9 protein-coding genes and 1 pseudogene are annotated in these 12,316 nt (G+C 69.6%); 2 read left to right on the top strand and 8 right to left on the bottom strand.

The genetic code is table 11. The features are described from left to right. From WH07_RS01480 to WH07_RS01490, 3 genes and pseudogenes are all read right to left on the bottom strand, one after another. Positions 1–1,351, bottom strand: a pseudogene (locus WH07_RS01480) (hypothetical protein); the annotation flags it as partial. A gap of 153 nt (positions 1,352–1,504) precedes the next feature. Further along, a complete protein-coding gene (locus tag WH07_RS01485) occupies positions 1,505–2,833 on the bottom strand; it encodes a class I SAM-dependent RNA methyltransferase (RefSeq protein ID WP_046494397.1) in 1,329 nt (442 codons plus the stop codon). A gap of 114 nt (positions 2,834–2,947) precedes the next feature. Further along, positions 2,948–5,053: an APC family permease gene (locus WH07_RS01490; RefSeq protein WP_046494398.1), complete on the bottom strand. Its 2,106-nt coding sequence runs from the start codon at positions 5,051–5,053 to the stop codon at positions 2,948–2,950. Positions 5,054–5,394: 341 nt separating this feature from the next. Here WH07_RS01490 and WH07_RS01495 point away from each other — a divergent pair, with 341 nt between their 5' ends. Beyond that, the gene (locus WH07_RS01495) at positions 5,395–6,063 is read left to right on the top strand and encodes a potassium channel family protein (protein ID WP_046494400.1); all 669 of its coding nucleotides are present in this window, start codon (positions 5,395–5,397) and stop codon (positions 6,061–6,063) included. Continuing rightward, complete coding sequence (locus WH07_RS01500; RefSeq protein ID WP_046494402.1) at positions 6,063–6,740, top strand: potassium channel family protein; 678 nt, start codon at positions 6,063–6,065, stop codon at positions 6,738–6,740. The genes WH07_RS01495 and WH07_RS01500 overlap by 1 nt, the downstream gene beginning before the upstream one ends. 203 nt (positions 6,741–6,943) lie before the next feature. On the opposite strand, the gene WH07_RS01505 is transcribed toward WH07_RS01500, so the two are convergent. The 5 genes from WH07_RS01505 to WH07_RS01525 all read right to left on the bottom strand — a co-directional run bounded on the left by WH07_RS01505 (position 6,944) and on the right by WH07_RS01525 (position 12,316). Beyond that, the gene (locus WH07_RS01505) at positions 6,944–7,753 is read right to left on the bottom strand and encodes a DUF3159 domain-containing protein (RefSeq protein WP_046494404.1); all 810 of its coding nucleotides are present in this window, start codon (positions 7,751–7,753) and stop codon (positions 6,944–6,946) included. A 3-nt stretch (positions 7,754–7,756) separates the two neighbouring features. Beyond that, a complete protein-coding gene (locus WH07_RS01510; RefSeq protein ID WP_079022867.1) occupies positions 7,757–8,143 on the bottom strand; it encodes an OB-fold nucleic acid binding domain-containing protein in 387 nt (128 codons plus the stop codon). A gap of 155 nt (positions 8,144–8,298) precedes the next feature. Next, on the bottom strand, positions 8,299–8,988 hold the full coding sequence (locus tag WH07_RS01515) for a response regulator (RefSeq protein WP_046494406.1): 690 nt from the start codon (positions 8,986–8,988) through the stop codon (positions 8,299–8,301). Between the two features lie 26 nt (positions 8,989–9,014). Continuing rightward, positions 9,015–11,558, bottom strand: a complete 2,544-nt coding sequence (locus WH07_RS01520; RefSeq protein ID WP_046494407.1) for a sensor histidine kinase — start codon at positions 11,556–11,558, stop codon at positions 9,015–9,017. Between the two features lie 95 nt (positions 11,559–11,653). After that, on the bottom strand, positions 11,654–12,316 hold the full coding sequence (locus tag WH07_RS01525) for a potassium-transporting ATPase subunit C (RefSeq protein ID WP_046494409.1): 663 nt from the start codon (positions 12,314–12,316) through the stop codon (positions 11,654–11,656).

Below are 12,316 nucleotides of genomic sequence, written 5' to 3' on the forward strand. Positions count from 1 at the left end.
TGTCGATACCGACGGTCGGGACCCGGGGCGCGGTGAGCAGCGAGCGGTCGGGACACCGGCCAGACCTCCCCACGTATCCGCCGCCGGACGAAGGTCCTCCACATCCGGCTTCACATACCAACGCTTCGTGGTCTTGACGTTGGTGTGCCCCCCACCGGGCAAGGAGGTGATCCGGCACCCCGTTGTTCGCGAGGTACGTGAAGCAACTCGCGCGGGCATCGTACAAGCGGACCCGCCGCAGCAAGTTCTCGGCCATGATCTTGTACGCCCGCACACGCAGATGCCGCCCGTTGAGCGCTCTGCCGAGTTCGTCAACAAACACGTACCCGCTGTCCGCATACGCCTCCCCCGCCGCCAGCTTCTCGGCCACCTGCCTACCCCTGAAGCGCTCCAGAGCCTCCCTGACCAGGTCCGGGCAGCACAGCTGCGGAGCGAGACCGTGGGTGGTATTCGACGCTGGTATAGCCGACCTCACGGCGGTTCGGCCAGCGCTCAGCGGTGATCCTCCACTGCGGCAGTCGGCTCCGCGGGCCTGGGGCCCAATAACGGGCGGCCAGTTGAGGTCGTCTCCCCTGACTCCGGCGCCGAAGGTCTCGTAGCGGGCACGGAGACCATGGACGACTCCGTGCCTTTCAAGGAAGCGCCGCACAGCCTCCACGGGGATCGTGTCCCCGCACAGTTCCTCGGGGCCCAGGAGGAGCTGCCCTTCCGTCTCGGTAAGCACAGACGACAACTCCCGGACCCGTTCCAGGAACCGGGTCAGTGTGTCGTCGACGGTGGAGTGCTCGCCGGGCCAGCCCTGCCCGAACATGGCCCGCCCCGCGTCGAACCAGCCCGCCCGGGTCGGCACGCAAAGCTTCTTCAGCGGGGATGTCCTGCGGCCACCGTTTTCCAGTGCCTGGGAGACCACGCACGCGTAGCGCAGGCATGCGAGGCGTACGCCGTCGTCCTCGCCGTCCGCGCTCAGCGCGGAGGCGACGACCTCGAGCACCCGGTCAGCCCCGTAGTCGTGGACGAGGTTCGCGGTCCTGAGCCACTTGCGGCCCTGGGCTCTTCGTTCGCGGCCCTTGCCGGACCAGGCGATGCCCTCGTGCACGAAGTACAGGCGGTCGAACAGCCCGTCGGGCAGGGGTGGAAGGGAGCCGCCCTGCGGGGTTTCACGGTCGAAGAAGACACCTTCCCCGCCGGCCGGTGCCGTCGTCGACCGGGAGCTGATGATGATCCGCTTGCTTGCCAGGGCCGACCCGTCGGGGAACGCCTGGGTGAGGTCGTAGTAGAAGTCCGCCCACCATTCAGGATCGAAAGGGTCGCGTACGGCGGCCTCGGCAAGCCGTTCCCGGCAACTTGCCAAGAGACTGTCGGACCAGCGGCGCGATGCGCCTGATGGCCCATCAGGACGAGCGTCATATGGGCGTCAAGATGCCTCGCAGAGCGTCATTTCAGCGTCAAGATATCGCCCGTAACGCCCACAGTGCGCATAACACACAGCACCTGAACGTGCCGGTCAGGCGCCCTTCGCGACCGGCTCAAGGATCGCCACGCACTCCACGTGGTGCGTCATCGGGAAGAGGTCGAAGGCCCGCAAGGTGCGGGGGCGGTAGGCGGAGTCCCGGAAGTAGGCCAGGTCTCGGGCCAGGGCCGCCGGGTCGCAGGCCACGTGCGCGATGCGGCGGGCGCCCAGGCGGGCGAGTTGGGTGACGGTCTGTTTGCCGGCGCCCGCGCGGGGCGGGTCGAGGACGATCAGGTCCGCCTCGGTGATCCGGGTGCGTGGGAGCACCTGGTCGACCTTGCCCTGTTCGATACGGACGCGGGGGAAGTCCTGGAGGTTGTGCCGGGCGTCCTCCACCGCGCGCTTGCCGGACTCGATGCCCAGGACCGCGCCGGTCTCCCCCACCCGTTCCGCGATCGCCCCGGCGAACAGCCCGACGCCGCAATAGAGATCGAGCGCCGTCTCGCCCTTCCTCGGCATCAGCCCCTGCATCACGGCCTCGACAAGGAGCTGCGGAGCCTGCGGGTGCACCTGCCAGAAGCCGCCCATGCCGACCCGGTACGTACGGCCGTCGGCCCGCTCGCGCACGAAGTCGCGGCCGTGCACCCGGTGCACTCCCCCGTCGCGCTCCTCGACCCGCAGTACGGACACCGGCCGGTCCAGCTCCACCAGCGGCAGCCGGCCGCCCTCGCGCGGGGTGAGGATCACCTGCCGGTCGCCGGAGCCCGACGCGGCGATCGCCTCGACCGTGGCGATCCCCGGCCATTCACGCCGCTCGACGCCCAGTTCACTGACGCCCTCGGTGGCGATCAGGCAGTGCTCGACCGGCTCCACCTCGTGCGAGCGGTGCCGCCGCAGCCCCGCGCGCCCCTGCTCGTCGACCGCGTACTGCACCCGGGAGCGCCACGCGGGCACCTCGCCCGTCGGCAGCTTGTCGCCGGGCGCGGGCACGACCGTACCGTCCCAACCCGCCTCCTCCGGGGTGAGGCCCGCGATCCTGCGGAGCTGCTCGGCGATGACCTCGCCCTTCAAACGCCGCTGCGCTCCCGGCTTGGCGTGCTGCCAGTCGCAGCCGCCGCAGCGGCCGGGACCGGCGTACGGGCACGGCGCCTCGACCCGGTCCTTCGAGGCGTCGAGGATCTCCACCGCGTCGGCGCGGAGATAGCGGGAGTCCGGGCCGCCCTCCGTCACCCGGGCGCGGACCCGCTCGCCGGGCAGGGCGTGCCGTACGAAGAGCACCCGGCCCTCTTCGGTGCGGGCCACGCAGTGGCCGCCGTGTGCGACGGGGCCTACCTCGACCTCGTACTCCTCCCCGACCAGCGAAGCCTGCGGTTCTGTTTGCATGACGGGGTGGCTCCAAAGGATCAAGGTGTCAAGAATTTACGAGTACGCAAGTCAAGCGGTACGGCGGAACGCCAGCCCACCAGTCTACGTGCGTGTCAGCGCCGCGCCGACCGCTCAGCGCTTCGTCCCGCTCCCCGACGCCGAGCCACTGCCCGACGCCTTCGTACCCGCACCGGCACCACCGCCCGCGTCCCCCGGCCGCGCGTCCACAGGTCCCCGCCGGACCGCGCCCGGCGCCACGTACACGCGCCGCTTCTTCGCCCGCTGTTTCGCCAGTTCCGAGGATTCGAGCTGGTACGGCACCGAGGTCACCATGACTCCCGGCGTGAAGAGCAGCCGCCCCTTGAGCCGCAGCGCGCTCTGGTTGTGCAGCAGGTGCTCGTACCACCGGCCGACCACGTACTCCGGGATGTAGACACTGATCGCGTCGCGCGGATTCTCGGTCCGCAGGCCGCGTACGTACTCGATGACCGGCCGGGTGATCTCGCGATAGGGCGAATCGAGGATCTTCAGCGGCACATTGATGCCACGCCGCTCCCACTCGTCCTTGAGCGCCTTCGTCTCGGCCGGATCGACGCTGATGCTGAGGGCCTCCAGGGTGTCCGAGCGCATCAGCTTGGCGTACGCGAGCGCGCGCAGCGTGGGCTTGTGGACCTTGGAGACCAGCACGATGGAGTGCACCCGGGACGGCCGCACGCTGTCGTCGGAGGGGCCCTCGGCGGCGGCGATCTCGTCGGAGACCCGGTCGTAGTGCTTACGGATCGCGGTCATCGTCCCGTAGAAGATCACCATGCCGAGCAGCGCGACCCAGGCGCCGTGCGTGAACTTGGTGGCGAGGACGACGATCAGCACCAGGCCCGTGAAGAAGGCGCCGAAGGTGTTGATCGCCCGGGAGCGGATCATATGGCGGCGCTTGGCCGCGTTGCGCTCGGTCTTGAGATGACGGTTCCAGTGCCGGACCATGCCGGTCTGGCTCAGGGTGAACGAGACGAAGACGCCGACGATGTAGAGCTGGATCAGCCGGGTGGAGTCCGCGCCGTACAGCCCCACCAGCAGGGCGGCGGCCCCGGCCAGCAGCACGATGCCGTTGGAGAAGGCCAGCCGGTCGCCGCGGGTGTGCAACTGCCGTGGCAGATAGCGGTCCTGGGCGAGGATCGAGCCGAGGAGCGGGAAGCCGTTGTAGGCGGTGTTCGCGGCCAGGAAGAGAACGAGCGCGGTGGCCGCGGCGAGCAGGACGAAGAAGAAGGTGCCGTTCCCGAAGACGGCGGCGGCGACCTGGGAGATCACCGGGTTCTGCACATAGTCCGAGCCGACCGGCACACCGTTGCGCAGCAGATCCGTCCCCGGGGACTCCGCCATCTTCACATCGGTGGCCATGGCCAGGCCGATGATGCCGCAGAACATGGTGACGGCGAGGCCGCCCATCAGGGCCAGCGTGGTCGCCGCGTTCTTGCTCTTCGGCTTGCGGAAGGCGGGTACGCCATTGCTGATCGCCTCGACGCCGGTCAGCGCGGCACAGCCGGAGGAGAAGGCGCGTAGCAGCAGGAAGACCAGCGCGAAGCCCGCCAGACCCTGTTCCTCGGGCTTGATCTGGAAGCCGGCCGTCGGCGCCCTCATGGTGTCGCCGAAGGCGAGTCCGCGGACCGCGCCCCAGACGATCATGATGAACACGGCGCCGACGAAGACATACGTCGGAATCGCGAAGAGCTTGCCGGACTCCCGGACACCGCGCAGGTTCATCAGCGTCAGCAGCACGATTATCGCGATGGCGCAGAGGACCTTGTTCTCCACGACGAAGGGGATCGCGGAGCCGAGGTTCTCCACCCCGGAGGAGATCGACACGGCGACGGTGAGCACATAGTCGACCAGCAGGGCGCTGGCGACGGTGAGTCCGGCCTTGGGGCCGAGGTTGGTGGTGGCCACCTCGTAGTCGCCGCCGCCGCTCGGGTACGCGTGCACGTTCTGCCGGTACGAGGCCACGACCGTGAACATCAGGACCACGACGGCCACCGCGATCCACGGGCTGAAGTGGTAGGCCGACACACCCGCGATGGACAGGACGAGGAGGACCTCTCCTGGCGCGTACGCCACCGAGGACAGCGGGTCGGAGGCGAATACGGGCAGCGCGATGCGCTTGGGGAGGAGCGTTTCCCCAAGTCTGTCGCTACGCAGCGCCCGCCCGATGAGAATCCGTTTGGGCACGTCGGTCAGTTTGGACACGACAGGATGCTATGCGCTCGCGCAGTGGCCCGTGAGGGCAGCACCCCCTCTTCTCCTGCCGCTCCCCTTCTTGTCCTGCGCTCTTTTCCGGAGGCTCTCCTGACCGGGTCTTCTGACGCGCTCCCGCCGCGCTCCTGTCGCGCTCCCGCCGGGCCGGGCCCGGCCTCTTGCCGAGCCGGGCCCCCACGTGGATGACTGGATTGTCACCCCTGCCGCATAAGCTCGACTCGGGGGACCGTCGTATACGGTGTCCCGCTGGATGCCCGGCAGGTCGAAAAGGAAGAGTGAACAGGGTGTTTTCGCAGGTCAGCAAGGCGACCAGGAGTGCGGGGTAAGTCCACGTGCACATCGTCATCATGGGCTGCGGCCGGGTGGGAGCCGCACTCGCGCAGACCCTGGAGCAACAGGGGCACACCGTCGCCGTCATCGACCAGGACCCCACCGCGTTCCGTCGGCTCGGCTCGGGTTTCGGCGGCCGCCGCGTCAACGGGGTCGGGTTCGACCAGGACACCCTGCGCGAAGCCGGGATCGAGGAAGCCGGTGCCTTCGCCGCCGTGAGCAGCGGGGACAACTCGAACATCATCGCCGCGCGGGTCGCCCGCGAGATGTTCGGCATAGAGAATGTCGCCGCCCGGATCTATGACCCGCGGCGGGCCGAGGTCTATCAGCGCCTCGGTATCCCGACCGTGGCGACGGTCCGCTGGACCGCCGACCAGATGCTGCGCCGGCTGCTGCCGTCGGGCGCCGAGCCGCTGTGGCGGGACCCGAGCGGCGGGGTGCAACTGGCCGAGGTGCATACGGCACCGAGCTGGATCGGCCACAAGATCAGCACGCTTCAGGAGGAGACCGGGGTGCGCGTCGCGTTCCTCACCCGGCTCGGCGAAGCGATGCTGCCGACGTCCCAGACCGTGCTTCAGGAGGGCGATCTCGTCCACGTGATGATGCGCACGGACGATATCGAGAAGGTCGAGGCGGCATTCGCCGAGGGCCCGGACGGAGGCGGGAACTGATGCGGGTCGCGATTGCCGGGGCAGGCGCGGTGGGCCGTTCCATCGCGGGCGAGCTGCTGGAGAACGGACACGAGGTGCTGCTGATCGACAAGGCGCCGACCGCGATCTCGGTGGAGCGGGTGCCGCTGGCCGAGTGGCTGCTTGCCGATGCCTGTGAGATCACCTCGCTCGACGAGGCGGCGCTCCAGCGCTGCAATGTGGTGATCGCCGCGACCGGGGACGACAAGGTCAATCTGGTCGTCTCGCTGCTCGCCAAGACGGAGTACGGCGTGCCGCGGGTGGTGGCCCGGGTCAACAACCCCAAGAACGAATGGCTGTTCAACGAGGCCTGGGGGGTCGATGTCGCGGTGTCCACGCCACGGCTGATGTCGGCGCTGGTGGAGGAGGCGGTGAGCGTCGGCGATCTGGTGCGTCTGCTGCGCTTCAGCCATGGCGACGCCAACCTGGTCGAGCTGACGCTGCCACCGGAGTCGGCCGTGACGGGCACGCTGGTGGGCGATGTGATCTGGCCCGAGGACACCTCGCTGGTGACGATCATCCGCGGTACGCGCGTACTCACGCCGAGTCCGGAGGAGACGCTGGAGGCGGGCGACGAGCTGCTGTTCGTGGCGGCGCAGGCCCGAGAGGAGCAGTTGGAGGACCTGCTGTCGGTACGCAGGGAGGACGCGGCGGGCTGAGCGCCGGCCGCGCCCGGGGTACGCGCGTACAAGACGCGGCGTACGCGCGCTTACAAAGCCGGCGTACGCGCGCGTACAAGGCCGGCGCACGCACGTACAAGAAAGGGCCCGGCACCTGGGAACGGTGCCGGGCCCTTGCCGCCCTTGAACGGCCGCTGCTCTTGAACGGCCGCTCGTGAATGCCGGGTTGGCCGAACGCCGGCTCAGCGCTCGCGGCGGTGGCTGGTCGGGCCGTCCGGGGTGGTGACGGCGGCGGCCTTACGGGCCCGCTCCGCCTCCTCCTCCGCCTCCATCTCGGCGAAGACATCGATCGGCGGCGGCGCCTTCGCCAGGAACACCCAGGTCAGATAGACCGCCAGCAGGAACGGCGGGATCTTCAGCGTGATCAGCACCCAGCCGAGCTGTGTCGTATCGGCCCACCAGTAGAGCGGGAACAGGATCGCGCACTTGGCGAGCAGGATCAGCCCCCACGCCCAACTCGCCTTCGCGTATGCCGTCTTGCGGCCCGGATTGCGTGTCCGCCAGGAGAGGTTCTCCTTGAAGACCGGGCCCAGGATCAGCCCGATCAGCGGCACGCCCGCCAGCGTCGTGATGATGTACGCGAGCGACAGCCCCAGCGTGTAGAGCATGCCCGGCAGATAGAAGTCCTTGGCGTTGCCGGTCATCATCGCGAAGACCACGCCGAAGGCCACCCCGAAGACCCCGCTGAACGCGTGCTTGACGGTGTCCCGGCGGATCAGCCGGACCACGACGAGCAGCAGCGAGACCGCGAGCGCGGCGACCGCCGAGGTGTGCAGGTCCTGGTTGATGGTGAAGATCGTGACGAAGAGCAGACCCGGCAGTACGGTCTCCACCATGCCGCGCAGGCCCCCGAAGGCCTCGAACAACGCCGCCTCGGTGACGGCTTTCGCGTCACCGTCCGGGCTGTCCGGGCCGTCAGGACCCTCGGGTGAGGCACCGGAGACGGAGGCGCTGGAAACGTTCGAGGCGGCGGGCTTGTCGAATGACGTCACCGGCTACTCCTGTCCGAGCGGTCGGAGTTCGTATTTGGGATTGAACAGCACCCGTCGGCCGTGGCTCAGGGAGATCCGGCCGGAGGCGATCAGTCTGCGGCCCGGCTCTATGCCCACGATGGAGCGCCGGCCCAGCCACACCACGTCCAGCGGCGCGGTGCCGTCGAACAGCTCCGCCTCCAGAGCGGGCACTCCGGCCCGCGGACGCAGGGTGACCGTCCGCAACGTACCAGTCACCCGGACGATCTGGCGGTCGTTGCAGTCGGAGATCTTCGTGCACCCCGACGCCTGCGCGTCCTCCCGCAGCTCCTCGGACTCCAGATCCTCCTGGGAGCTGGACAGCCGGTCGAGCATCCGGCGGAAGCGGCCGGTCGGCTTCTCAGCACTCATGGTTAGAGCGTACCGGGGCGAGGGGCCACCGGATCCAGGGGCGCGGGATCCGGAGCGGGACCGGATCAGCTCCGGAGCGGGACCGGATCGGCTCCCTCCAGATCAGCTCCCTCCGGAGCGGGGTACGGACCGGCGCGCCCCCGGAGCGATCCGGATCAGCGCTCGAAGCGGTAGCCCATGCCCGGCTCGGTGACGAAGTGCCTGGGGTGCGAGGGGTCCGTCTCCAGCTTCCGGCGGAGCTGGGCCATGTAGACCCGCAGGTAGTTGGTCTCCGTGCCGTACGAGGGCCCCCAGACCTCCTGGAGGAGCTGTTTCTGGCTGACCAGCCGCCCCGTGTTGCGTACGAGCACCTCCAGCAGGTGCCACTCGGTCGGGGTGAGCCGTACGTCCCTGCCCTCGCGGTGCACCTTCTTGGCGGCCAGGTCCACGGTGAAGCCCTCGGTCTCGACGACCGCGGTCAGGTCGTCGCCGTCCCCGCCGACCGGCTCGGCCCGCCGGACCGCGGCGCGCAGCCGGGCCAGCAGCTCGTCCATGCCGAAGGGCTTGGTCACGTAGTCGTCGGCGCCGGCGTCCAGCGCCTCGACCTTCTCGTCGGAGGTGTGGCGGGCGGAGAGCACCAGGATCGGGACGCGGGTCCAGCCGCGCAGCCCCTTGATGACCTCGACCCCGTCCATGTCGGGCAGCCCGAGGTCGAGCACGACGACGTCGGGGTGGCGCGCGGCGGCGAGTTCGAGCGCGCCCGCCCCGTCGGAGGCCGCGTCCACCTCGTACTTCCGCGCCCTGAGGTTGATCACCAGGGCGCGTACGATCTGCGGCTCGTCGTCGACCACGAGCACCCGCGTCATAGCGGTCCGCCTTTCTGCTGTCCCGGTCATGAGCTGATCCGGGCCGGTGGTTCGGGGCGTACCGGGGCGATCCCGGCCGCCGCTGTGAGGGTGAGGACCATGGTCAGGCCGCCGCCGGGGGTGTCCTCGGCGGTGAGGGTGCCGCCCATCGCGTCGACGAAGCCGCGCGCGACCGCGAGCCCGAGGCCGACCCCGGCACCGCGCGGCGCGTCGCCGTGGCGCTGGAAGGGCTCGAAGATCCGTTCCTTGGCGTCCTCGGGGACACCGGGGCCGCGGTCGACGACCCGTACCTCCACCCGGTCCCCCAGCGCGCTGGCGGCGACGGTGACCTTCCGGGCGTCGGGGCTGTACTTGACGGCGTTCTCGACGATATTGGCGACCGCGCGCTCCAGCAGGCCCGGGTCGACGGCCACCATGGGCAGCGACTCGGGGATGTCCAGCTCCACGCTGTCCTCCGGTACGCCGCCGAGCGCCATCGGAACCACCTCATCGAGGTCGATCTCCCGGATCAGCGGGGTGACGGTGCCTGTCTGCAGCCGGGACATGTCAAGGAGATTGCCGACGAGATGGTCGAGCCGGTCGGCGCCGTGCTCGATGCCTTCGAGCAGCTCCGCCCGGTCCTCCTCGGACCATTCGACGTCGTCGGAGCGGAGTGAGGAGACGGATGCCTTGATCCCGGCCAGCGGGGTCCGCAGATCGTGGCTGACGGCCGCGAGCAGGGCCGTACGGATACGGTTCCCCTCGGCCAGTTCGCGGGCCTGCGCGGCCTCGCCCACCAGGCGCTGCCGGTCCAGTACGACGGCGGCCTGCGCGGCGAAGGCGGCGAGCACCCGGCGGTCCTCGGCCGGCAGGACCCGGCCGGAGAGCGCCAGCGCCATGTGATCGCCGACCGGCATGTCGACATCGGCTGACTCCGGGCGGTCGACGGGCCGCGGGCCGACACTGCCCGCACGGGTCCAGGGGTCGACATCGCTCTTGCGTTCGAGCAGCGCCACGGACTCCATGGAGAAGGTCTCCCTGACCCGCTCCAGCAGCGCGTCCAGCGTGGTCTCGCCGCGCAGCACACTGCCCGCGAGGAAGGAGAGGATCTCGGACTCGGCTCTGAGCCGGGCCGCCTGATGGGTACGGCGTGCCGCCAGGTCGACCACGGACGCCACCGACACGGCCACCGCGAAGAAGATCACGATGGCGACCAGGTTCTTGGGGTCCGAGATGGTCAGGGTGTGGGTGGGCGGCGTGAAGTAGAAGTTGAGCAGCAGCGAGCCCACCGCGGCGGAGGCGAGCGCCGGCCGCAGCCCGCCCAGCAGCGCCGACATCACGGTCAGGAAGAGGAAGAGCAGGACATCGTTGGCGAGCCCCGGGGAGTTTCCCACCATGGACAGCAGCAGCGAGAGCAGTACGGGCGCGACGACCCCGGCCAGCCAGCCCCAGATGATCCGGGATCGGCCGAGCCTGGCTCCGCGCGCCACCGGCAGCCCGCGGCCCTTGGCGGCCTCCTCGTGCGTGACGATGTGCACGTCCAGATCGGGGCCGGACTCCCGGGCGACGGTGGCGCCGACGCCGGGGCCGAAGATGTACTGCCAGGTCTTGCGGCGGCTGGAGCCCAGCACGATCTGGGTGGCGTTGACCCCGCGCGCGAACTCCAGCAGCGCGGAGGGGACGTCGTCGCCGATGACGTGGTGGAAGGTGCCGCCGAGATCCTCGACCAGGGTGCGCTGGACGGCCAGTTCCTTGGGCGAGGCGGCGGTCAGGCCGTCGCTGCGGGCTATGTAGACGGCGAGGATCTCGCTGCCGGAGCCCTTGGCGGCCATCCTGGCGGCGCGGCGGATGAGCGTACGCCCCTCCGGGCCGCCGGTGAGGCCGACGACGATGCGTTCGCGGGCCGACCAGGTGGTGCGGATGTTGTGCTCGCCCCGGTACTGCTGGAGGTATTCGTCGACCCGGTCGGCGACCCAGAGCAGGGCCAGTTCGCGCAGCGCGGTGAGATTGCCCGGCCTGAAGTAGTGGGAGAGCGCGGCGTCCACCTTGTCGGGTTTGTAGACATTGCCGTGCGCCAGCCGTCGGCGCAGGGCCTGGGGCGACATGTCGACCAGCTCGATCTGGTCGGCCCGCCGGACGATCTCGTCAGGAACGGTCTCCTGCTGCCGCACACCCGTTATGGATTCGACGACGTCACCGAGTGACTCGAGGTGCTGGATGTTGACGCTGGAGACGACCTCGATGCCCGCCTTGAGCAGTTCCTCGACGTCCTGCCAGCGCTTGGCGTTGCGCGAGCCGGGCACATTGGTGTGCGCCAGCTCGTCGACGAGGGCGACGGCCGGGCGGCGCTCCAGTACCGCGTCGACGTCCATCTCGGTGAAGGTCGTGCCGCGGTACTCGATGGACCGGCGGGGCACTTCTTCGAGGCCGTGCAGCATGACCTCCGTACGGGGGCGGTCGTGGTGCTCGACGAAGGCCACGACGCAGTCGGTGCCCCGCTCGACCCGGCGGTGCGCCTCGGAGAGCATCGCGTACGTCTTCCCGACGCCCGGTGCCGCGCCCAGATAGATACGTAGCTTGCCGCGTCCCATGGCCCCATTGTCTTCCAGAAGAGCCACCGCGTCCGACAAGGTGGCGACCTTGGTCCCGGTACGGACGTGTCCGTACCGGGACCGGTGTACGAAGGTCAGCCGACCAGCTCCTTGAGCGCGACGTTGAGCTGAAGGACATTGACCCGGGGCTCGCCCATGAAGCCGAGGACGCGGCCGTCGGTGTTGTCGTCGACGAGCTTCTCCACCTGCTTGACGTCCAGGTTGTTCTTCTCGGCGACGCGGTGCACCTGGAGTTCGGCGTACTCGGGCGAGATGTGCGGATCCAGGCCCGAACCGGAGGAGGTGACGGCGTCCGGGGGCACGTCCTGGGGCATGACCCGGTAACCGGGGGTGGAGTTGTCCTTGACCACGGCGGCCTTGGCGTCCTTGACCCACTGGATCAGATCCTCGTTGTCGCCGGAGCGGTTGGTGGCTCCGGAGAGTATGAGCTCGTACTGGGTGTTGACGCTGTTGGTGCCCAGGCCGTTGGACGGGCGGGGCTGGAACCACTTCAGGTCCGGCTCCGGGGTGTCCTGGCCGTCCTTGAGCGGCAGGTCGTACCGCTGCCCGATGAGCGAGGACCCGACCACCTTGCCGTTCCGGGTGAGCTCGGAGCCGTTGGCCTTGCCCGGGAAGAGCCCCTGGGCGACGCCGGTGACGGCGAGGGGGTAGAGGACGCCGCAGAGGACGGTCAGGACCAGCAGGGCGCGCAGCCCGGCGCCGAGCAGCCGTGCAGTGTTTCCTACGGAGTTGTTCAT

The sequence above is a fragment of the Streptomyces odonnellii genome (assembly GCF_000981895.1).
Classification (GTDB): Bacteria; Actinomycetota; Actinomycetes; order Streptomycetales; family Streptomycetaceae; genus Streptomyces; species Streptomyces odonnellii.

Excerpts from the sequence above, each read along its gene's own strand:
- WH07_RS01485 (WP_046494397.1), bottom strand. The coding sequence starts at position 2,833 with ATGCAAACAGAACCGCAGGCTTCGCTGGTCGGGGAGGAGTACGAGGTC.
- WH07_RS01500 (WP_046494402.1), top strand. The coding sequence starts at position 6,063 with ATGCGGGTCGCGATTGCCGGGGCAGGCGCGGTGGGCCGTTCCATCGCG.
- WH07_RS01510 (WP_079022867.1), bottom strand. The coding sequence starts at position 8,143 with ATGAGTGCTGAGAAGCCGACCGGCCGCTTCCGCCGGATGCTCGACCGG.
- WH07_RS01515 (WP_046494406.1), bottom strand. The coding sequence starts at position 8,988 with ATGACGCGGGTGCTCGTGGTCGACGACGAGCCGCAGATCGTACGCGCC.
- WH07_RS01520 (WP_046494407.1), bottom strand. The coding sequence starts at position 11,558 with ATGGGACGCGGCAAGCTACGTATCTATCTGGGCGCGGCACCGGGCGTC.
- WH07_RS01525 (WP_046494409.1), bottom strand. The coding sequence starts at position 12,316 with ATGAACAACTCCGTAGGAAACACTGCACGGCTGCTCGGCGCCGGGCTG.